Source organism: Sorangium sp. So ce693 (assembly GCF_051521375.1).
GTDB classification, from domain to species: domain Bacteria; phylum Myxococcota_A; class Polyangia; order Polyangiales; family Polyangiaceae; genus Sorangium; species Sorangium atrum.
In genome coordinates, this window is sequence record NZ_CP150347.1 from 7,402,260 (window position 1) to 7,421,701 (window position 19,442).

Here is a 19,442-nt window from a genome sequence, read left to right on the forward strand (position 1 = left end):
GCCCGGCCTCGCCGCGCTGCGCTGCGTGGTGCGGCGCGCGCCGGAGGTCTGACCACCTCGCGGCGTCGAGCAGGAGAGCCTCTGGCATTGTCTCACACGAGGTGTGCCCCTACAGGGCCCCGCGACCCATGCGTGCCGTGCGGCGCGATCGATGGAGGCACGGGCCTTCGTGCTGCTGAAGCTCGCGCTGGTGGGCGCGTCGGTGCTGCTCTCCTCGCTGGCGGCGCGCCGCTTCGGCCACGCGGTGGGCGGCACGCTCGCCGGACTGCCGATGATCGTGGGCCCGATCATGGGCTTCGTGCTGATGCAGGAGACGCCGGCCCACGCCGGCGCGATCGCGCTCGCGACGCTGGCGTGTGTCCCGGCCACGATCGTTCATGTGCTCACCTTCGCCTGGTGCGCGCGGTGGGGGCGGCGCTGGGGCGTGGCGCTGCTCACGGCCAACGCGGCCTTCCTGTCGGTGGGCGCGGCGCTGCTCGCGCTGCGGTTGCCCCCGCCGCTCGCGTGCGCCGCAGCGCTGGTGTCGCCCGCCCTGGGCGCGCTCGCCCTGCCACGCCGGCGCGAGCCGCCCGCGGCGGTGACCATCCCCCGCGTCGAGCTCGCCTGCCGCGTGGCCGCGGCGATGGCCATGGCCTGGTGCATCGTGCGCAGCGCTGGCGCCGCGCCGGCGGGCTTCAGCGGCCTGCTCATCGCGATCCCGATCACCGGCAACGTCCTGCCGTGCTTCACCCTGCCCAGGCACGGCGCCGCCGCCACGGTGGCCTTGCTCGCGGGCTTCGTGCGCGGCCTGCTCGGCTTCGCCTCCTTCTTCGTGGCGTTGCACGTGGGGCTCGCGTGGGTGTCCCCGGCGGCCGCTTACGGCTTCGCGTGGCTGTGCGCGCTGCTCGCGGCGCTCGCGGTGCGTGCAATGGGAATCAAGAGCGTTGACCGCTGAGCGGGTCACAACCTCATGCGTGGTTTCGCGCCGTGAGCTTGAGGGGTTGAGCGTCACGCCGCCGATGGGCGTCCAGAGACTCGAATCCAAGGAGGCTCCCGACAGAGCCAGTTTGTTCTCCTGGCGACGAATGATGTTCATGACAGCCTCCTTTCGATGCGTTGCGCTGCACTCCCTCCCTCGCGGAGCCGGCGCCACCAGAAGCCACGAGGGAAACGATGTAACGGGACGCTGACGTAGCGCCTCGCAGCGCGGAGAACGGGCAAATACGGCAATCTTGGCACTGTCACGACAGGTTCGGGGCGCCGTCCAGCGGACGACCATGACCTGAACGCTATGGTAGGGCCGTTGCCGCTCATGTAACGTTGCGCCCGTAGCCGAGGGCGTATGGAACAGCACGAGCCGAGATCCAAGGTGCTGGTCGTCGATGACAATGAGCAGAACCGCGCCCTGGCGCAGGCCACGCTCGAGGACGACGGCTACGAGGTCGTGCTCGCCGTCACGGGCGAGGAGGGGATCCAGCAATTCGAGCTCCACAAGCCCGATTGCGTGCTCCTCGACGTGCGGATGCCGGGGATGGACGGGTTCGCCGTGTGCTCCCGGATCCGCAGCCTGCCCGAGGGCGCCAGCACGCCGATCGTGTTCTTGACGGCGCTCCGCGACGTCGACACGTTCGACAGCGCGCTGCGCGCCGGGGGCGACGACTTCCTGACGAAGCCGATCCGCCCGTCGGAGCTGCTCGTGCGGGTGCAGGCCGCCCTGCGGCTGCGCCGGCTCGGCGCGGAGCTGCGCGACCACGTCGAGCTCGTCCGGCAGCAGCGCGACGCGCTGATGCGCCTCCAGCTCCAGAAAGAGCGGCTCACGGCGTTCGTCGTGCACGATCTGAAGAACCCCGTCAGCAGCATGGACCTGCACGCGCAGTTCCTGCTCCGGGACCGCGCGCTCCCGGAGGAGGCGCGCGACTCCGCGCGGCACATCCGCGACCAGGCGCGCGCCCTGCTGCGGCTCATCTACAACCTGCTCGACATCAGCAAGAGCGAGGAGGGGAGGCTCGTCCCCGAGCGAGCGAGCGTCGATCTCCGCGCGCTCGTCCTCGAGGTGTTCGCCGCGCTCGACCTGCGCGCGAGCTCCCGCTCGATCTCGCTGCGCGAGGCCGTCGAGGCGCCCGCCGTCCGGGCCGACCCGGACCTGCTCCGCCGCACGATCGAGAACCTCCTCGAGAACGCGATCGTCCACGCCCCGCCCGGGACGGCGGTGACCGTGAGCGCCATGAAGCGCGGCGCCGCGGTGGAGATCCGCGTCGCGGACTCGGGGCCGGGCATCCCCGCCGAGCTGCGCGAGCAGGTGTTCGATCGCTTCGTCCAGCTCGGAGGCGACGCTCCAGCCCTCCACCGCGCCGGCCGCGGCCTCGGGCTCGCGTTCTGCAAGATGGCCGTCGAGGCGCACGGCGGGACCATCCGGATCGAGGACAACGCGCCTGGCGCCGTGTTCTGTGTGAGGTTCCCCGATGACCCATGAAATCTCCTCCGCCGAGCGCCTGCCTGCACCCGAGCCGGCGCCCCAGGCACCTGGCGCTCGCCAGCTCGACGACGGCACGTTCCGCCTGCTCATCGACGCGGCGCCCGACGCCATGGTGGTCGTCGACGAACAGGGACGTATCGTGTTCGTCAACGTCCAGACCGAGCGAATGTTCGGCTACACGCGCGGCGAGCTCATCGGGCAGGCGATCGAGATCCTGCTCCCGGAGCGATTCCAGCGGTCTCACGTCGCGAACCGCTCGGCGTTCATCGCCTCGCCCAAGGCGCGCCCCATGGGGTCGGGGCTGGAGCTGTTCGGCCGCCGGAGGGACGGCGGCGAGTTCCCTGTCGAGATCAGCCTCAGCCCGCTGGCGACCGAGGGGGGCACCCTCTTCTCGAGCGCCATCCGCGACATCAGCGATCGCAAGCGCCTGGAGGCCGTGGCGCAACGCACGAGCGACCTCCTGCGGAGCGCGGTGGAGAGCTTCCAGGGCGCGTTCGCCGTGTTCGACGCGCAGGATCGGCTCGCGCTCTGCAACAGCGTGTACCGGCACTGGCTCGGCGCGCGGGTGGACGGCCCCATGGTGGGGCGGAGCTATGATGAGATCCTCGGCGAGAGCCTCGCCGCGGGGCTGTTCGCCCTCGGCGGCGAGCCTCCGGCCGCCTTCCGCGAGAGGATGCTCGCCTACCACGCGGAGCCGAATGGCACGCTGGATCTCTGCACGAGCGACGGGCGCAGCCTGCGCGCGACAGAGCGCCGCACGGCCGAGGGCGGGACCGTGTGCACCCTCTGGGACATGACCGGCGACGTGCAGCGCGAGGAGGAGCTCCGCAAGGCGCGGGGCATCGCCGAGGCCGCGAGCTCCGCGAAGAGCGAGTTCCTCGCCTCGATGAGCCACGAGCTCCGCACGCCGCTCAACGCGATCCTCGGCTTCGCCCAGCTCCTGCACCGCGACAGGAAGACGCCGCTCACCGATCGCCAGAAGGAGCGGATAGAGCACGTCCTCAAGGGCGGCGAGCACCTGCTCAAGCTCATCGACGACATCCTGGACCTCTCGCGCATCGAGGCGGGCCGCGTCACTGTATCGATCGAGCCGGTGAACGTCTCCGAGGTGCTGGCCGAGGTGAAAACGACGCTCGACCCGATGGCCCAGCGCGCCGGGATCGAGATCGCGCTCGCGCCCCTCCCCGCGGAGCTCCCGAAGATCACGGCGGATCGCACGCGCTTCGCGCAGATCCTCATGAACTACGGCTCGAACGCGATCAAGTACGGCCGCAGGGGGGGCCGCGCCACGATCGCGGTCTCGATGCCGGAGGACGGGGTCGTGAAGATCTGCGTGATCGACAACGGCATCGGCATCCCCCAGGAGCAGCACGCGAAGATCTTCCAGCCCTTCCAGCGCGCCGGTCAGGAGACGGGGCCGATCGAGGGGACCGGGATCGGCCTCGCCATCACGAAGCGGCTCGCGGAGCTCATGGGCGGCGGCGTCGGCTTCGCCAGCATCCCGGGCGAAGGGTCCGAGTTCTGGATCGAGCTCCCGGCCCACCAGGAGCCGCCGGCGGTCGCCGCCCCGGCGCAGGCGGGCGCGCGCCTGGAGGCGTCGCCGCTCGCCGGGCCCGGCGGCGTCCGCCATTCGGTCCTGTACGTCGAAGACAACCCGTCGAACATCGCGTTCATGGAGGAGCTCATCTCCGAGTTCGAGCGCGTCCACCTGATCACCGCGCCGAACGCCGAGATCGGCATCGAGCTCGCGCGCTCGCGTCAACCCGAGGTCGTCATCATGGACATCAACCTCCCCGGGATGAGCGGCTACGAGGCCATGCGCAAGCTCGAGGAGTGGCCGGAGACGCGCGATATCCCCGTGATCGCGCTCAGCGCGGCGGCGATGGCCCGGGATACCCGCCGCGCCGAGCAGGCCGGGTTCTACCGGTACCTGACCAAGCCGGTGAGGGTCGACGAGCTGACCACCGTCCTCGAGGAGCTCCTTCTCCCGCCGTAGCGCGCCGAGGCTGGATGGTCGACGAGCAGGTATTCAAGGGCGGCGTGAACACCGTGCGCCGGCGCGGCGACAGGGTCCACCGGCCCGCGACGGCGGCCACGCCTGCCATCCACCGGCTGCTGCGGCACCTACGTGCGGCGGGCTTCGACGCGGCGCCGGAGCCGCTCGGGTGCGACGACGAGGGGAACGAGGTGCTGTCGTACCTCGATGGCGAGGTACACAACCCGCTCCCGGCCGAGCTGCGCACTCCCGAGCTCCTCGCGTCCGCCGCCACCCTGCTGCGCCGGTTCCACGACGCCAGCGCGACGTTCGTGTCGGGGCCGGACGACCGGTGGCAGCTCCCGCCCCGCCCACCGGCCGAGGTCATCTGTCACGGCGACCTCGCGCCCTACAACTGTGTCGTCCGCGACGGCCGGGTCGTCGGCTTCATCGATTTCGATACCGCTCATCCGGGACCGCGCGTGTGGGACGTGGCGTACGCTGTCTATCGTTTCGCGCCGCTGCACGCGCCGAGCAACCCGGACAGCGCCGGCAGCCCCGAGGACCAGGCGCGGCACGCAGCTCGGTTCTGCCGCGCTTATGGCTTCGCGCCCGGGCCCCTGTTGCTCGACACCGTGGCCGACCGGCTGGCGGCGCTGCTCGCCTCCATGCGCGCGCGGGCCGCGGCCGGCGACACCGCATCCCAGGCACACATCGCGGCCGGCCACCCTGCGTTGTACGAAGAGGACATCCGCTATGTGCGGGCGCAGCGCGATCGGCTGCTGCGGGCATTCACCCCGTGATGGGCCGACACCCCCCGCCAGCCATCGAGGGGCCCAGAGGGAACCGGGCTCGGAGGCGCTCCGTATCCAGGCCAACGCGGAGAACGAGCGCGCGCGCCGCGAGCGGAAGTCCTAGCCACCGTCGACCCCCGATGGGCCCTCGAGCGACCCGAGAGCGCGGCGGGCCACCGCCCGCACGGCGGCGTCCGGATCGCGCTCGGCGAGCCACACGAAGCGCTCCTCCGCCCGCGCGATCTCGCTTCCCTTCGCGCCCGGGCGCATCGCGACGAGCGCCCGGATCGCGGCGCGCCGCACGCCGCCCTGCTCGTGTCGGAGCAGCGTCGTCAGAGGACGCACCGCCTCGCGCGCGGCGCTCGGGGCCGCCCGCGAGAGCCCGCGCGCGGCCGCCTCGACCACGGGCGCGTACGGATGCTCGAGCGCCTCGAGCAGCGCCGCGCGGTGGTGAAGCGCGCTCTCCGGATGTCGCGCGAGGAGCTCCGCCGCGCTCAGGGCGATCCTGCGGGACGCCGGCGCGAGGAGCGCCGCCACGACGTCGGCCGGCACGCCCTTCCCCGCCTGCGGGCCCAGCCGGCGCAGCGCATCGAGCACGCTGACCCGGGCGAGGATCTGCTCGTGACGCACGGACGAGGCCGAGCAGCACATGGGCGAGCACCGCTCCCCGAGCGGCTCGCGCAGCGTCTCGACGAGCACCGGCACCGCGACGGCGGCGCGACGGCCCATCCTCCCGAGCGCGCGCGCAACGTGGCCGCGCAGGTGCGCGACGTCCAGACGTGCATAGAGCTTCTCGTCGTACCCCTCGGCAGGACGTCGCAGGTCGAGAGCCCGCACCAGAAGGTCGGCCGAGAGCTCGGCGGGCACCGGACCGCGGCCGAACGGCATGAGCGCTCTGGCCGACGCGTGCCACAGCGCGCGACGCTGCGGCTCCCGGAGAAGCGCCTCGAGGACATCCGCCGGCCGCCGGCGATCGGCCGTGCTCATCTCCTGACCTCGCGCAACGCCCGCTCGAATCCCATCCTGCGAAGACCCTCGCCGTGACCGGGCATCTTCCCGCGAAACGCGAGGCCGGCCGCCAGGGGTGGTATCTTAACACACGCGGTGGGGCTCACGTTCGAGACGGCCAACAGGCCTGCGCATATCGCACCTTCCGCTCCTCGACGCGTCGACCCCACCACGTTGTCATCCAGGCTCAGCCCGCTCGCCGGCGATCGTTCCGATCTGCGACGAGCCAATTTCGCTCGACGAAGCCGCGCTCGATCGGCGTAGCGTGGCTGTATGACCCGAAGGCGCGATCATGCCCTCTCCTGCACGACGCTCTTGCTCATCGCGTGTGGACTGGCCGGCTGCGGCAAGGCCTCCACGCCGCCCGCGGCCGCCCCCGAGCCGCTCGCACCTCTCACGTTCCGGCGATCGGCGGACGACATCATCCTCGCGGCGAAGCTGCCGCCCGAGACCGCGCCCCGCGCGTCGCTCGAGATCCACCGCCTCGACGCCTACGCCGCGTGCAACGCGGCGCAGGTGCGCCTCTCCGCCAGCGTGAGCGCACGCGCGGACGCGGGGCCGAGCGCGCTCACGCTGTCGAGCCTCGTCATCGGCGGCCTGGGGCTCGCGGGCGGCATCGCCACCACCGCGCTCGCCGCGGGCCTCGAAGCCAAGCCGCCCCCGGTGGGCACGCCGTCGCTCCCGGACGCGGAGCCGCCGGACGTGGACGGCAAGACGGGCGTGATCGTGGCGGGCGTCGTCACGGGCGTCGTCGTCGTGGGCGCCGTCGTCGGAACGCTCCTGCTCGCCGGCGGCGACGACGACGACCACAAGCACAAGCTCGATCTGGGCGTCGGCGGCACAGGGGGGCTCCGCGACGCCATTCGCGCCTTCGAGGCCGCGTGCCCGGACGAGCCGCCCGAGGACGCCCTCGCCGCGTGCATCGACAGGGCGCGCGCCCTCCGCAAGGCCTGCGCAGCCCGGTGAGGCGGGCTCCGCCGGCGGCTCAGCGCGCGAGCACGTCGAGGAAGCGCTCCTCGTGGAACGCGACCGAGATGCGCGTGTTCGTGCCCTCCATGGCCCGCGCCCCCCATTCGCCCTTCTCGCGGTAGATCTCGACCTCGACGAAGTCGCAGACGCGCTCGTCGAGCGCGCAGGCGGCCGCCACGAGATCGTGCATCGCCTTGCCGACGCCCTTGTCTGCCAGGTACCGATCGAGCGCGTCGATCATCCCCGTCAGGCCGCTCCGCGGCGACCGCCCGGAGACCCGGCGGCCCAGCGCCTCGCGCATGGCCTCGGTGTAGACGACCCCGTGACAGACGTTCTTCGAGACGAACCTGCGCTCTCCGATCTGCGGTGAGGCGAGCAGTGCGAGCGTCTCCCGGGGCGCGCCGCCGGGGTTATAGCTCGGGCAGGTGAGGCGCCCGCGAAACTTCTCGAGCGGCTCGGCGACCAGGTTGTCCCCCGCGAAGCCGCCTTGCTGGACCCAGCGAGCGAGCCGGAGCCCGGGGGCGTCCTTGAACGCCTTGCCGATGTTCTTGGGCGCGGCCCCGACGAGCACCGTGGCGTCCGGGTCGCGGAGCAGCTCGGCCAGAAGCGCGGGGCCGCCCGCGACCTCGCCGACGGGGTGCTCCAGGATGCCGGGGCCGTAGCACGCCTGGTGGAAGCCGGAGACCCGCGCCTTCTTGCCCTCGCTCGTCTCCCACCACGCGGGGCCGTGCAGCGCGCCGATCGGGACCTCCGGCCGCCCGCAGCGATCCAGCCCCCAGCGGACCAGCCGGCACTGATCCTCGGAGCCGGGCGTGACGAGCACGCCGAGCAGCTCGACGTCGGGGTGATCGGCGAGCCAGAGCAGCGTCATGAAGTCATCCGGGTCCGCGGTCTCCATCTCGAAGATCATGCGCTTCACGCCGCACCTCCATGCCATCGCGCCGAAGAGCAAAATTGAATAGACTCGATCCGCGCGGGCAGCCGGAGAGACGACCGGCCGCCCGACGGAGCCAGCGCTCGACCCGCGCCGCTGCGCGCGGCCAGGCCGCACGACCCCGAGGAGCGAATGAAGCGCATACACCTGTTCGAGATAGAGGATTTCAGCTGGTTTCCCGGGTGGCTACGGGCCTGCTTGACTCGCCTGATCGTGATCATGCACCGAGCGCTGGGCACGAGCGAGGCGCTGGCCGGGCTGATCGCCAGAGCATTGAAGGAGTCGAACACATCGAACATCATCGACCTCTGCTCCGGGAGCGGCGGGCCGATGATCGACGTCGTGCGGATCCTGCGCGAGAGGCCCGGGTTCGAGGGCATCCAGCTGACACTCACGGACCTGTACCCGAGCAAGGAGGCGGCGGAGCTCATCAACAACCAGGAAGGGAGCAACGTATCCTACCAGACAACCCCGGTTGACGCCACGAAGATCGGCAGCGAAGTGGCTGGGGCTGTGGGTCTCAGGAGCCTCAGGACAATGGTCAGCAGCTTTCATCACATGAGGCCGGAGGACGCGAGGAAGATACTGGAGTCGGCCCAGCGGAGCAGGCAGCCGATCTGTATATTCGAGATCAGCGACAACAGGACTCCGACGTTTCTCTGGTGGCTCGCCCTCCCCATCAACTTCGTGATGTGCCTCCTCATCACGCCCATGGCGAGGCCCATGACCGTGCGGCAGCTCGTCTTCACCTATATCGTGCCGATCATCCCGCTGTGCTTCGCATGGGATGGAGCGGTCTCGAACGCGAGGACCTACACGCTCGATGACCTGGATGAGCTGTTGAGCGGGCTCCGGAGTGAAGATTACAGATGGGAGAAGGGAGTGACCGGCGGGAGAGCAAAGAAGCTCTATCTGCTCGGCATTCCTATGGGCGACGCCGGCTCCGGCGGCTGAGCCGCTCCGGCGCGGACGAACCGGTACGTACCGGTCGTACGGATCGCCGGAGATCGCGCGGCGAGCGTCGCCCGAGGCGGTATGTCCCCCTCGTGCGCTCCAACGATTGGTTTAAGGTCTTGCCTTCCTGCGCGTCGCGGATTGCGCCCTACTATTCGCGTGCGGTCATCGATCTACCTTGCTATGCGCAATCCCGGTATGCCTGTCCGGTTGCGGAGGGGAAAACGATGGCTGACGCAAACGGAGCACTGAGCTCGCTGGATGATTTTATCGCACACTCCACGGAGATGCTGTTCGTCGCCGGGGGCGACGGCGCGCTGCTGCGATGGAGCGACGCGCTGGGCCAGACGATCGGGCCCGCGCTGGCGCAAGGAACCCCGTTGACCGAGCTCTTCCACCCGGAGGACCGCAGCGCGCTCACCACAAGGTGGGAGCAAGTACGCGAGAGCACGGCCCCCATTCACGTCCACGGCCGCGTCATGAGCGCGGAGCGTAGTTACAGACCGCTCGCCTGCGTCGTGCGCAGCGCGCGCTCGGATGGACTGGTCTATGGCTCGTTTCGTGACCCGCCGATCGGCGACGGCGCGCTCGACGAGCTGACCGAGCTGAGGGCACGGGACAAGATGCTCCGCGCCTTGATCAACGCTCTTCCGATAGCGATGTGGGCCGTCGATCCCGACGGGACGTATCTCTACCATGAAGGCAAGGGGCTGGAGGCTGTCGGCCATCAACCTGGACAGCACGTCGGGGAAAACATCTTTGAGCTCTACGGGGACGCCGGGGGCGCCGTCACGCGCGCGCTGGCCGGTGACTCGGTGCACGGGCTGGCCGAGGCGCACGGCTGTGTATGGGAGAGCTGGATGGTCCCCCTCGCGGAGGAAGAGGGGCACGTCAGCACCGTCGTCGGGTTCTCGCTCGACGTGACGGAGGGGCAGCGCGCGCAGCAGGCACTCCAGACGAAGCTCGACGTGATCGAGGCGCAGCAGCGGGTCATCCGGGAGCTCGCGGCGCCGATCATCGAGGTGTGGGACGGCGTGCTGGCGCTGCCCATGATCGGCGTCGTCGACAGCGCGAGGACGGCCGACGCCATGGAGAGCCTGCTCGAGGCGATCTCGAGCCGCGGGGCGCGCTTCGCGGTCCTCGACCTCACCGGCGTGCAGATGGTGGACACGAAGGTCGCCGATCACCTGATCAAGCTCGTGCGGGCCATCCAGCTGCTCGGCGCCGAGGGGATCATCTGCGGCATCCGCCCGACCGTGGCCCAGACGATGGTGGCGCTGGGTCTCGACCTCAGCGCCATCGTGACCAAGGCCAACCTGCGGGCCGGCCTGATGCACTGCATGCAGCGCTTGACCCCGCGCGCGGCGCCGCGAGCGCCGTCGAGCTGAAAGGCCCCGGAACGGGGAGCACGTCAATCGGCAGGGCGGTCCCGTCGTTGCACGTCACCCGGGGCCCCGTGAACGGCGGGATGCCGCTGGCGTACGGCGGGGCACTGTGGAAATCGCCGTCCTCGAAATCCTCGATGACGAGGCCTCATATCGCGCAGATGAACAGCCCCTGGCAGTCCGGATCGGAGCAATCCGCGAGACCGTCCGCGTCGTCGTCATAGCCGTTGCTGCACGCCCAATCGGTGTTCTCGAGCCCCGGTGCGCAGTACGGCTGCGACTGGCAGTCCGCATCAGCGCAATCCGCGAAGCCGTCCCCGTCGTCATCGGCGCCGTTGCTGCACGTCCAGTCGGTGTCCTCGCGCACCGGTGCGCAGTAGGGCTGCCACTGACAGTCCGGATCGGAGCAATCCGCGAGGCCATCCCCGTCGTCGTCGTAGCCGTTGGTGCAGGCCACATCGGTGTTCTCGTACACCGGCGAGCAGTATGGATACCCCTGGCAGTCCGGATCGGAGCAATCCGGGAGGCCGTCCCCGTCGTCGTCCCAGCCGTTGCTGCACTCCCAATCGGTGTCCTCGCCCACCGGCACGCAGTACGGCTGCCACTGGCATTCCGGATCGGAACAATCCGCGAGGCCATCCCCGTCGTCGTCATAGCCATTGCTGCAGGCCACATCGGTGTTCTCGTACACCGGCGAGCAGTACGGATACCCCTGGCAGTCCGGATCGGCGCAATCCGGGAGGCCGTCCCCGTCGTCGTCCCAGCCGTTGCTGCACTCCCAATCGGTGTCCTCGCCCACCGGCGCGCAGAATGGCTGCCCCTGGCAGTCCGGATCGGCGCAATCCGCGCGGCCATCCAGATCGTCATCGTAGCCGTTGCTGCAGGCCACATCGGTGTTCTCGTACAGCGGCGTGTCGTCGACCCCGATGACGATGTCGATCCTTCCATGCCCGACGGAAATGACATCGCTGTCTGCCCGGAACTGAAACGCCACGGTCGTCGTCGTGCCTTCGCCGATGAAGACCCCCACCGGATTCGCCGACGTGAGGGACGCCGAGACGGGCTGGTAGCCGCCGCCCGTCCACCGCTCGAGGACCCAGCCCGGCTGGAGCAATACGTTGTAGCCGCCGACCGGCAGCACCTCCGTGAGCACCGGCGCGTCACCCCCTCCGTAGATGGTCCGCGCCGTCGGGCCGTAGATATCGAACCATGCGTGGGACAGGCGGTACGTCGCGCCCGAGGAGCTGCTCCCGACGAGGGCCAGGCTGAGCGAGCCGACATCCGACTCCTGCTCGGCTTCATCCGGCGCGTCCGCCGTGCAGCCGACCGGGATCGCAGCAATGGCCAGGACCGAACATACGAAGAGTTGTCGCAAGTGTCTCATATTGACCCTCGTATCAGAGCCGGCCGCGCGTGAGAAGCGGCATTCGTGAGCGATCCATAACGTCGCGCGGCCGTTGCTTTTTGCGCGTTGCCCGTGGCGCGTAGGTCGTGCGTCGCCGGCCGCCGGCCGTCAGCCTCCGGCGATCTATGGTTGGTTGCGCAATCCCCCGCCATCATTCATCGCGGCCGTCGCCTCCCCCCCGGCCATCGCCTCGCCGCTTCTCGTCGCCCTCATCGCCTCGCGCCTGCCGTCGCCTGCTCTCGCATGCCATCCCCGCTGTCGGCTCGCATCACACGCCATCGTCGCCCGGGCCGTTCCGAGATCGCGCCGCGCCCGGCGCGCCCCTCGCCGGGCGGGCCGGGCGCGATCCGCTCGGGTCAACCGTTCGGCGCCGGCGCGTCGACGGCCTCGGCGGCCTTCGCGTGCCGCGCTTGCTCCCGGAAGTAGCCCTCCCGCTCCTCGGCGAAGGCGCGCGCCACGGCGGGACGTCCGTGGAGGCGCGCATGGTACGCGGCGAGCGCCGGCCAGGACTTCAGGTCGATCGGCGTGACCACGGACCAGTTGAGCACCGCGAAGAGGTAGGCGTCGGCGACCGAGAAGCGGTCGAGCAGGAACTCCCGCCCTTCGAGCCGTTCGGCCACCCAGCCGAGGCGGCGCGGCGCCCCGGCCAGCGCATAGGCCTTGACCTCGGGCGCGGCCGTCTTGTTCAGCAGCGGGCTGTAGACCGCCTTGTGGAGCTCGCTCCCGATGAAGCCGAGCCACTGCTGGAGGCGCGCCCGGCCGAGCGGATCCCGCGGCGCGAGCTCCGCCTTCGGGAACCGATCCGCCACGAGCTGAAGGATCGCCGCGTTCTCGGCGAGGATCTCGCCTCCTTCGATCTCGAGCGCAGGGACGAACCCGAGCGGGTGGATCGCATGGTAATCGGCGCCCCCCACGGTCCGCTTCGTCTTCAGGTCGACCTCCACATACGAGGCCTCCGCGCCGGCCTCGTACAAGGCGATGCGCGTGGCGAGAGAACATGCGAGCGGAGCGAAATAGAGCTTCATGAAAACCTCCTGACGGCGCCCAAGGTGCGCCTCGCGGGGCTGTGCGTCCAACGCATCGTCGTGATAGGGTCTATGCGTGTCACGCATACCGCCTCCCCCTGCGCCTCCTGCCATCGGACCGCGGCCTCAGCTCGAGATCCGCGATCTGGAGCTCGTCCTCTCGCTGGCGGCCGCCGGGAGCACGGCCGGCGCCGCCTCGGCGATGCACATCACGCAGTCCGCCGTGAGCCGGGCGCTCGCCCAGGCGGAGGAGCGGGTCGGCGCGCTCCTCTTCGAGCGCACCGCGCGCGGGGTCACGCCGACGGCCGCGGGTGAGCGGCTCATCGCGGGGGCCGGGCTCGTCCTCGCGCAGCTCCGGGAGCTCGAGCGAGAGGTCGCGGCGCCGGTCGCCGCGACGACGCGCGTCCGCCTCGTGTGCGAGTGCTACACGGCGTACCGCTGGCTGCCCTCCGCGATGACGAGCCTCCGGCGCAGGCTGCCCCGCCTCGAGATCGTGCTCGCGGTCGAGCACACCCACGATCCGGTCTCCGCGCTCGTCCGCGGGGACATCGACGTCGCGCTGCTCACCACGTCGTCCCTGCCGAGCGACCGCGAGGCGGGCTGCGCGCTCGTGGAGCGGCCGCTCTTCTCGGACGAGATCATCTTCGTGATCTCGACCTCGCACCCGCTCGCGGGGCGGGCTTCGCTCACGCGCGACCACCTCCGCGAGGGCCCGCTGATCACGCCGAACGCGACGCCGGCCGAGGCGCGCTGGTTCATGAGCGCCGTCTTCGGACGGCAGCGGCCCAAGATCGAGCTCCTGCGGTTCCCGCTCACGGAGGCCGTTGTCGACGCGGCGCGCGCCGGGATGGGGATCGCGACCCTCTCGGAATGGGTGGCGGAAGCCTATCTCAGCAGCGGCGACCTCGTTGTCAAACGGCTCTCGAGCGGCCCGCTCCGCCGGCCCTGGCGGATCGCGTTCCGGCGCGCGTTCGCCGACGCCGCGGAGCGCCTGATCGCCGCCCTCGAGAGCTCGGCGCCGCGGCTCTACACGCGCGCCGGGTGACCCGGGTGGCGCTCAGTCGAGGCCGGTGGCCTCCGGCGCGCCCAGCATCAGGTTCAGGTTCTGCACCGCCGCGCCGGAGGCGCCTTTGCCGAGGTTGTCGAGGCGCGCCACGACCAGGATCTGGTCCGGCTTGCCGAACACGAACACGTCGAGTCGGTTCGTGTCGTTGCAGTCCAGCGCGCCGAGGTAGCCGTCCTCCAGCGCGCCCTGGCCGCCGAGCGGCATCACCCGGATGAACGGCTCGCCGGCGTAATAGGACGCGTAGAGCTCGTGGACCGCGGCGGGCGTCGCCGGCCGCGCCAGGGCGTCCGCGAACAGGGGCACCGAGACGAGCATGCCTTTGTAGAAGTCGCCCACGACCGGCTGGAACAGGGGCGCCCTGTCGAGGCCGGCGATCGCCTGCATCTCCGGCAGGTGCTTGTGCTGCATCGTGAGCCCGTACGGGCGCGGGCCGCGGAGCTGCTCGCGGCGCGCCCCGTCGGCCTGCTCGTAGGCCTGGATCATCTTGCGCCCGCCGCCGCTGTAGCCGGTGAGCGAGTGCGCGATCACGCGGGCGTCCCTGGGAAGGAGCCCCTGCTCGACGAGCGGCGCCACGAGCGCGAGGAACCCGGTCGCGTGGCATCCGGGGACGGCGACGCGCCGCGCGCCGCGGACGGCCTCGCGCTGGCCGGGGCGGAGCTCCGGGAAGCCGTACACCCACCCGTCGGCCGTGCGGTGCGCGGTGCTCGGATCGATGACGCGCGTCCTCGGGTTCTCGATCCACCCGATGGATTCGCGGGCGGCGTCGTCGGGCAGGCACGTGATGAGCACATCCGCCTCGTTGATCAGCGCGCGGCGCGCCGCCGGGTCCTTGCGGCGGTCCGGGTCGATCTCGAGCAGCTGGAGGTCGCGGCGGCCCTGCAGCCGCTCGCGGATCTGGAGCCCCGTCGTACCTTCCTGCCCGTCGATGAACACCCGATGCATGGTGGCCGTGTCCATACGCCGACCGCGCCCCCGGGACCAGCGCTTCGCGCTAGCTCACCGGCGGCTCTGCGGCGCCCAGGCGCATCCGCCGTCGTCGCACGGCTCTTCGAGGTGCTCCCCTCGCGCCCTGGCGCTGACCATCTGGATCAACCCCAGCGTCCAGCACATCGGGCATCCGCCCACCGCCACGAGCGCGACTGGCAACAGCGCCATCGACAGCCAGAGGGAAGCGCGCGCGACGAGCACCGAGGCCACGAGGGCCGCGAGGCAGATCGCCCCACGCGCGAAGTGCTCCACAAGGCTCCTGCTCATGAACATGGCTAATTTCTCCTCTCCTCCCCTCCCCGCACCCACGAGGCGGAAGGCGCGCCCTCCTGCCGGAGGACCTCCCGCCGCACCAGCTGCCGCGCCCGGTGCAGACGGCTCTTCATGGCCGCCTCGCCGAGCCCGAGCATCTGGCACACCTCCTCGCCCGTCAGCCCCTCGACGTCGCGCAGCACGAGCACCTCTCGATAGGGCCGCTCCAGCACGGCGATGGCCTCATGCACGGCGCGGACCAGCCGCCAGCGCTCGAATGCTGCCTGAGGGTCGAGATCGCCCGAGGGCACCGCGTCGATGTCGTCCACCCGATCTCCCAGCCGCGAGCGCTCTTGCGCGAAGGGGCGAAGCATGCGCAGGCACGCGTTCCGGACCACCGTCATCAGCCAGGAGAGGACGCCCGGATCGCGCGCCACGTCGGGGCGGCGCGCGAGCTTCGTGAAGGCCTCCTGGACCGCATCGTCGGCGTCGAAGGCGTCGCGGCACGCGCGCAGCCCGAAGCGATACACGCGATCGTGGTAGGCGCGGACGAGCAGCTCCAGCGCGCCGTCATCGCCGCGCGCCGCCGCCGTGAAGACCGGCTCGTGTGCTCTCGATGCTTCCATTCCGCGCCTCAGCTCCGCTGGAGGGGGCATGTGGATCTGCCGATCAGAGCGTACCCGAAGCACGTGCCCGAGAGCGCCGTAAATATCATGTACACACCCGACAGACCGAACACGGTGAGGCGCGTCACGAGCGTCAGCGGCGCCGCCCAGGCGCACACCAGCAGCGCAAGTGCACCGAGACCACGCAGCAACCGATCCATCTTCCCCACATTGCTTTTCATGAGCTCCTCCATCCTTCGTCCGGAGAAGCCCCGACGCGGGGTGGAGGATTCACGAAATCGTTGCGCCGGTGGCGCAGAAAGCGACCGAGCGACGCCTACGCGATGCGTCCACGCCTGCGCGACGCATCCACGCCTACGCGACGCGTCCACGCCGCGCAGCTCCAGGGGCTATCGAGCGCGCCGGCCACGGCCAACGCCCGCCGCGCTCAAGCCGGAGTGACGCGGCTGGCGACGTCGCCGGGTCCGACGGCGCGGGGCTCGGGGCGAAGATCATTCACCGTGCTCGCCCAACTCTGGCCCGCGCTCCCCGTCGCGTCGTCCAGCGTGCGCACGACCTCGCGAGCGAGCGCCTCGCCGAGCAGCCGGTACGCCTCGAACTGCGCTTCATCGAAGAACTGATCCGCGGTCGTCTGGTGCGGAAACTCGGGGTAAGACTCCGCATAACGCTGGACGTCGAGCGGCAGCCCCGGCAAGAGGCCGGCCTTGACGTAGACGACCGTGACCTCCTTGGTCGCCGTATCCTTCTCGGTCGCCCCGGTCTTCGCGCCCGGATCCAGCTTGAACTTCCCCACCAGGATCGGCGTGCGCGGTGTGCGCTGCTCCCAGGTGCCTCGCGGATCGTTCGGGCGAACGCGCTCGAGGTCCTCGCGCCTCAGCTCGAAGTCGAGCCCGCGGTCCACGCGCAGGATCCGCGCCGCCTTCGCGAGCTCGTCGCACGTCCGCTCGGGGTCGGCGCTGGCGTCGATGCACAGGATGAGCTCGCACTCCCGCTCGACGAGCGTGGTCAGTCCCAGGTTGTCGTGGTGACCGCCGTCGGAGACGAAGACCAGCGTGTCGCTCTCCTTGTTCCGCGCGAAGATCTCTTTGAACTGATAGGCGCTCCAGAAGTGCGCCCACCTCCGGAAGAGCACGTGCGGATCGCCGGCAGACCTCGCGAAGCGCGGGTTCTGGACCCAGAGGCCGAGACCGCAGTTGAGCACCGTGAGGACGACGCGCGCCCACCGCGGGATCAGCGTGCCGCCCTGGCTGTTCACGGCTGCAGCGCTGATGGCGATCGAATGGGCCAGGGTGAGCGTGTCGCCGTAGGCCTCGGCTGGCCCCCACCCGGTCGCGGGCCCGCCGACGGCATAGGGGCTGAACTCGAACCGCGCGGTGCCCCGTTTGTAGAGGACAGGGTCGTCCGACCCCGGGGTGTTGACCGTGGCGGTCACGACGTGGAGCGGCGCGCCGCGGTGCGGCCCGCCCAGGTTCCAGGGCGCTGGATCCGCCGCGTACGTCCTCTCGACGCGCGGCTGGTTCGAGGGCCTCAACGCGGCGAGCGGCCAGGCGGAGGGAGAATCGCTGGCCGGCCGGTCGGAGTCGCCCGGCAGCGACAGGTACGCACGGCGGATCTGGTTGGCCCAGAACCGGTGGAGGCCCGTATGGTTCCTCGACGTCATGAAGCTGAGCCCGATGAACACAAGGCTGAGCGCGGCCACGACCATCAGCTCGACGACGTGCAGCGGGTCGTGCTGGCCAGGCACGCGGACGAGCCCGTCGATCGACTGAGTGAGCCGGATCGGCGCGAAGAGCAGCCACCGGAGGACGTTCGCCCATGCCGACGTGACGCCCTTCACGACATCGTAGAGCGCCGTGAAGCCGAGCGCGAACACCTGTCCGCTGACGGCGACCCCGATGATCGCGAGGAGCTGCTCGCGCTTCAGGCGGCTCAGCAGGACGGCAAGCGCGAGGGCCAGGGCAGCGCACAGGGCGAGGAGGGTGAGCAGGGGATCGGCCCGCAGCGCGAGCAGGGAGCACCACGTGAGCGCCGCGAGCAGCGCCACGCGAGCGGCGACCCGGGTCCCCGCCTCGTGGACGGACGGCCGCGAGAGGAGGATCCCGGCGTACATGACGAGCAAGGCCAAGAGGAGGACACCTCCCGCCAACGCGAGGACGAACACGAGGATGTCCAGCACAGGGAGCTCTGCCGCGATCGCGCCGGGCAGCGTGCCCGGCTCCGCGGGAGCCGTGGTGAAGAACAGAGATCGCGCTCCATCGAAGCGCGAGACGACCTCGGCCACGCCGCGCTTGACCGCGCGCGCGAGGAACCCCGACCTCGAGCTCGAGTGGTAGAGGAGAACGAGCGCCGCGAACCCGGCCGTGAGGAGCGACAGCGCGTTGGCGATCGCGCCGACCAAGATCATGAGGAGCGGCTGGAGCGTGTTGGCGGTGAGGCCGATCCCGCCGGGGACGAGGTAGTCGCCTCGCAGGCGGATCCTGTCGAGGAGGCGGTTCCATGAGTCGGCCTCCAGCGGCTTGAAGCGGGGCTCCGCGTCCCCCTCCGGGTGAACGCCGGACGTCAGCGCCGTGAGCGCGCCCCCCGCCCAGCCGCCGCCGGAGACGGAGCTCATGTAATCGACGTACTTGAGGATCACCTCGCCGCTCTTCGTCGGGATCGTGGCGAGTCCTTTCAGGAAGCCGAGGCATAGGGTCGCCGAGCGAATCCCTCCGCCGGAGAGCGACAGCCCGATGAGGTGCGCGCCGCGCGGATCATCGCCATCGCCCGTGGAGGGGTGCTTCAGGTTGGCCGCGCAGCGCCGCGCCCCGATCCACTTGGCTTCGAGCGCGCGAAGGTCACCGATGGTGCTGTACTCGGACTCGCCCCTCGAAGGCCTCGCGGCGGACTCCCAGGACTGCAGGATCGTCAGCAGCGTGCCGAGCGTCAGCATGAGGGCAGCGATGACCGAGGAGACAACCCTGTACTGCGGGCTCGTGTGCTGGTCCCCGTGGACCGCGTACCACAACGCCACCCCCCATACCGTGACGAACGTGCTCACCAGCAGACCGACGGCGATCAAGACGCCGCCGCGGCCCATGGGCTTCAGCCGGATCAAGCCCGTCCCTGGGGGTGAATCCCGCCACAGGCGCCGAAGGAAGCGCCCCACGACGAACGCCTGAGGCGCCATGGCCCCGACGAAGACCATGGCGAGCGGGACCGCGGAGACCGCGGCGTCCACGAGCTCGCCGCGCCCCTCGATGACCGGAGTGAAGCGCTCCGGCGACCAGAAGAACGGCACCGCCCCAAAGACGAGGCCCGAGACGCCCAGGACCACCCGATTGGGCCAGTCCACCTCGCGAAAGAATCGCTTCACCCATGGCCATGGGCTGCGCTCCCCCTTGCCCGGCCCCTGCCGATCCGGCTCGTGACCGGGGAGGGCTCCCGATTGCGGCGGCGTGCGCTCTCCGTCCGGCGGAGCGGGCTTGGTCATCGGGTGCTCGTCGAGTTGGGACATCGTTCCCCGCACGGGTTCCAGGCGCCGCAGGCCTGCCTGGCGCAGCGGATCCCCGTGCGCTGGCGGCAGGCGTCTCGCGCGACCTCACGAGAGCGGACGACGTATCGTACGGAA

General features: G+C 70.7%; 17 protein-coding genes. 8 read left to right on the forward strand and 9 right to left on the reverse strand.

Annotated features, from left to right (window positions below; all coding sequences use genetic code 11):
* Window positions 1–151 precede the first annotated feature (151 nt).
* The 4 genes from WMF14_RS27500 (at window position 152) to WMF14_RS27515 (ending at window position 5,233) form a co-directional block, all read left to right on the forward strand.
* Window positions 152–934: a hypothetical protein gene (locus tag WMF14_RS27500; RefSeq protein WP_437790768.1), complete on the forward strand. Its 783-nt coding sequence runs from the start codon at window positions 152–154 to the stop codon at window positions 932–934.
* A 387-nt stretch (window positions 935–1,321) separates the two neighbouring features.
* The gene (locus tag WMF14_RS27505) at window positions 1,322–2,452 is read left to right on the forward strand and encodes a hybrid sensor histidine kinase/response regulator (RefSeq protein WP_437790770.1); all 1,131 of its coding nucleotides are present in this window, start codon (window positions 1,322–1,324) and stop codon (window positions 2,450–2,452) included.
* A complete protein-coding gene (locus WMF14_RS27510; RefSeq protein WP_437790772.1) occupies window positions 2,442–4,451 on the forward strand; it encodes a PAS domain-containing hybrid sensor histidine kinase/response regulator in 2,010 nt (669 codons plus the stop codon). The genes WMF14_RS27505 and WMF14_RS27510 overlap by 11 nt, the downstream gene beginning before the upstream one ends.
* Window positions 4,452–4,465: 14 nt before the next feature.
* On the forward strand, window positions 4,466–5,233 hold the full coding sequence (locus WMF14_RS27515) for a phosphotransferase enzyme family protein (protein ID WP_437790773.1): 768 nt from the start codon (window positions 4,466–4,468) through the stop codon (window positions 5,231–5,233).
* Between the two features lie 111 nt (window positions 5,234–5,344).
* Here the strand turns inward: WMF14_RS27515 and WMF14_RS27520 are convergent, their stop codons facing one another.
* Entirely contained in the window at window positions 5,345–6,211 is an 867-nt protein-coding gene (locus WMF14_RS27520; protein WP_437790774.1) for a HEAT repeat domain-containing protein, read from the reverse strand.
* A gap of 294 nt (window positions 6,212–6,505) precedes the next feature.
* Between WMF14_RS27520 and WMF14_RS27525 the strand changes: the two genes are divergently transcribed.
* Window positions 6,506–7,198, forward strand: a complete 693-nt coding sequence (locus WMF14_RS27525; RefSeq protein ID WP_437790776.1) for a transcriptional regulator — start codon at window positions 6,506–6,508, stop codon at window positions 7,196–7,198.
* Between the two features lie 19 nt (window positions 7,199–7,217).
* Here the strand turns inward: WMF14_RS27525 and WMF14_RS27530 are convergent, their stop codons facing one another.
* Complete coding sequence (locus tag WMF14_RS27530) at window positions 7,218–8,120, reverse strand: nucleoside hydrolase (protein ID WP_437790778.1); 903 nt, start codon at window positions 8,118–8,120, stop codon at window positions 7,218–7,220.
* 147 nt (window positions 8,121–8,267) lie between these two features.
* Here WMF14_RS27530 and WMF14_RS27535 point away from each other — a divergent pair, with 147 nt between their 5' ends.
* Both WMF14_RS27535 and WMF14_RS27540 read left to right on the forward strand, forming a co-directional pair.
* On the forward strand, window positions 8,268–9,089 hold the full coding sequence (locus tag WMF14_RS27535; RefSeq protein ID WP_437790779.1) for a hypothetical protein: 822 nt from the start codon (window positions 8,268–8,270) through the stop codon (window positions 9,087–9,089).
* 227 nt (window positions 9,090–9,316) lie between these two features.
* Window positions 9,317–10,477: a PAS domain-containing protein gene (locus WMF14_RS27540; protein ID WP_437790780.1), complete on the forward strand. Its 1,161-nt coding sequence runs from the start codon at window positions 9,317–9,319 to the stop codon at window positions 10,475–10,477.
* Window positions 10,478–10,622: 145 nt separating this feature from the next.
* Here WMF14_RS27540 and WMF14_RS27545 read toward each other — a convergent pair whose 3' ends face one another.
* A complete protein-coding gene (locus WMF14_RS27545; protein WP_437790781.1) occupies window positions 10,623–11,858 on the reverse strand; it encodes a hypothetical protein in 1,236 nt (411 codons plus the stop codon).
* 377 nt (window positions 11,859–12,235) lie between these two features.
* A complete protein-coding gene (locus WMF14_RS27550) occupies window positions 12,236–12,904 on the reverse strand; it encodes a glutathione binding-like protein (RefSeq protein WP_437790782.1) in 669 nt (222 codons plus the stop codon).
* 76 nt (window positions 12,905–12,980) lie between these two features.
* Here WMF14_RS27550 and WMF14_RS27555 point away from each other — a divergent pair, with 76 nt between their 5' ends.
* Window positions 12,981–13,949: a LysR family transcriptional regulator gene (locus WMF14_RS27555; RefSeq protein ID WP_437790784.1), complete on the forward strand. Its 969-nt coding sequence runs from the start codon at window positions 12,981–12,983 to the stop codon at window positions 13,947–13,949.
* Window positions 13,950–13,961: 12 nt separating this feature from the next.
* Here WMF14_RS27555 and argC read toward each other — a convergent pair whose 3' ends face one another.
* The 5 genes from argC to WMF14_RS27580 form a co-directional block, all read right to left on the reverse strand.
* On the reverse strand, window positions 13,962–14,912 hold the full coding sequence (gene argC, locus WMF14_RS27560; protein ID WP_437790786.1) for an N-acetyl-gamma-glutamyl-phosphate reductase: 951 nt from the start codon (window positions 14,910–14,912) through the stop codon (window positions 13,962–13,964).
* A gap of 54 nt (window positions 14,913–14,966) precedes the next feature.
* Entirely contained in the window at window positions 14,967–15,230 is a 264-nt protein-coding gene (locus WMF14_RS27565) for a hypothetical protein (protein ID WP_437790788.1), read from the reverse strand.
* A 2-nt stretch (window positions 15,231–15,232) separates the two neighbouring features.
* Window positions 15,233–15,835: an RNA polymerase sigma factor gene (locus WMF14_RS27570; RefSeq protein WP_437790790.1), complete on the reverse strand. Its 603-nt coding sequence runs from the start codon at window positions 15,833–15,835 to the stop codon at window positions 15,233–15,235.
* Between the two features lie 8 nt (window positions 15,836–15,843).
* A complete protein-coding gene (locus tag WMF14_RS27575) occupies window positions 15,844–16,056 on the reverse strand; it encodes a YgaP family membrane protein (RefSeq protein WP_272093871.1) in 213 nt (70 codons plus the stop codon).
* Window positions 16,057–16,262: 206 nt separating this feature from the next.
* Window positions 16,263–19,304, reverse strand: coding sequence for a hypothetical protein (locus tag WMF14_RS27580; RefSeq protein ID WP_437790792.1), 3,042 nt, complete (start codon window positions 19,302–19,304; stop codon window positions 16,263–16,265).
* Between the last annotated feature and the right edge of the window lie 138 nt (window positions 19,305–19,442).

Excerpts from the sequence above, each read along its gene's own strand:
- WMF14_RS27500 (WP_437790768.1), top strand. The coding sequence starts at position 152 with ATGGAGGCACGGGCCTTCGTGCTGCTGAAGCTCGCGCTGGTGGGCGCG.
- WMF14_RS27505 (WP_437790770.1), top strand. The coding sequence starts at position 1,322 with ATGGAACAGCACGAGCCGAGATCCAAGGTGCTGGTCGTCGATGACAAT.
- WMF14_RS27510 (WP_437790772.1), top strand. The coding sequence starts at position 2,442 with ATGACCCATGAAATCTCCTCCGCCGAGCGCCTGCCTGCACCCGAGCCG.
- WMF14_RS27515 (WP_437790773.1), top strand. The coding sequence starts at position 4,466 with ATGGTCGACGAGCAGGTATTCAAGGGCGGCGTGAACACCGTGCGCCGG.
- WMF14_RS27520 (WP_437790774.1), bottom strand. The coding sequence starts at position 6,211 with ATGAGCACGGCCGATCGCCGGCGGCCGGCGGATGTCCTCGAGGCGCTT.
- WMF14_RS27525 (WP_437790776.1), top strand. The coding sequence starts at position 6,506 with ATGACCCGAAGGCGCGATCATGCCCTCTCCTGCACGACGCTCTTGCTC.
- WMF14_RS27535 (WP_437790779.1), top strand. The coding sequence starts at position 8,268 with ATGAAGCGCATACACCTGTTCGAGATAGAGGATTTCAGCTGGTTTCCC.
- WMF14_RS27540 (WP_437790780.1), top strand. The coding sequence starts at position 9,317 with ATGGCTGACGCAAACGGAGCACTGAGCTCGCTGGATGATTTTATCGCA.
- WMF14_RS27545 (WP_437790781.1), bottom strand. The coding sequence starts at position 11,858 with ATGAGACACTTGCGACAACTCTTCGTATGTTCGGTCCTGGCCATTGCT.
- WMF14_RS27550 (WP_437790782.1), bottom strand. The coding sequence starts at position 12,904 with ATGAAGCTCTATTTCGCTCCGCTCGCATGTTCTCTCGCCACGCGCATC.
- argC (WP_437790786.1), bottom strand. The coding sequence starts at position 14,912 with ATGCATCGGGTGTTCATCGACGGGCAGGAAGGTACGACGGGGCTCCAG.
- WMF14_RS27565 (WP_437790788.1), bottom strand. The coding sequence starts at position 15,230 with ATGTTCATGAGCAGGAGCCTTGTGGAGCACTTCGCGCGTGGGGCGATC.
- WMF14_RS27570 (WP_437790790.1), bottom strand. The coding sequence starts at position 15,835 with ATGGAAGCATCGAGAGCACACGAGCCGGTCTTCACGGCGGCGGCGCGC.
- WMF14_RS27575 (WP_272093871.1), bottom strand. The coding sequence starts at position 16,056 with ATGAAAAGCAATGTGGGGAAGATGGATCGGTTGCTGCGTGGTCTCGGT.
- WMF14_RS27580 (WP_437790792.1), bottom strand. The coding sequence starts at position 19,304 with ATGACCAAGCCCGCTCCGCCGGACGGAGAGCGCACGCCGCCGCAATCG.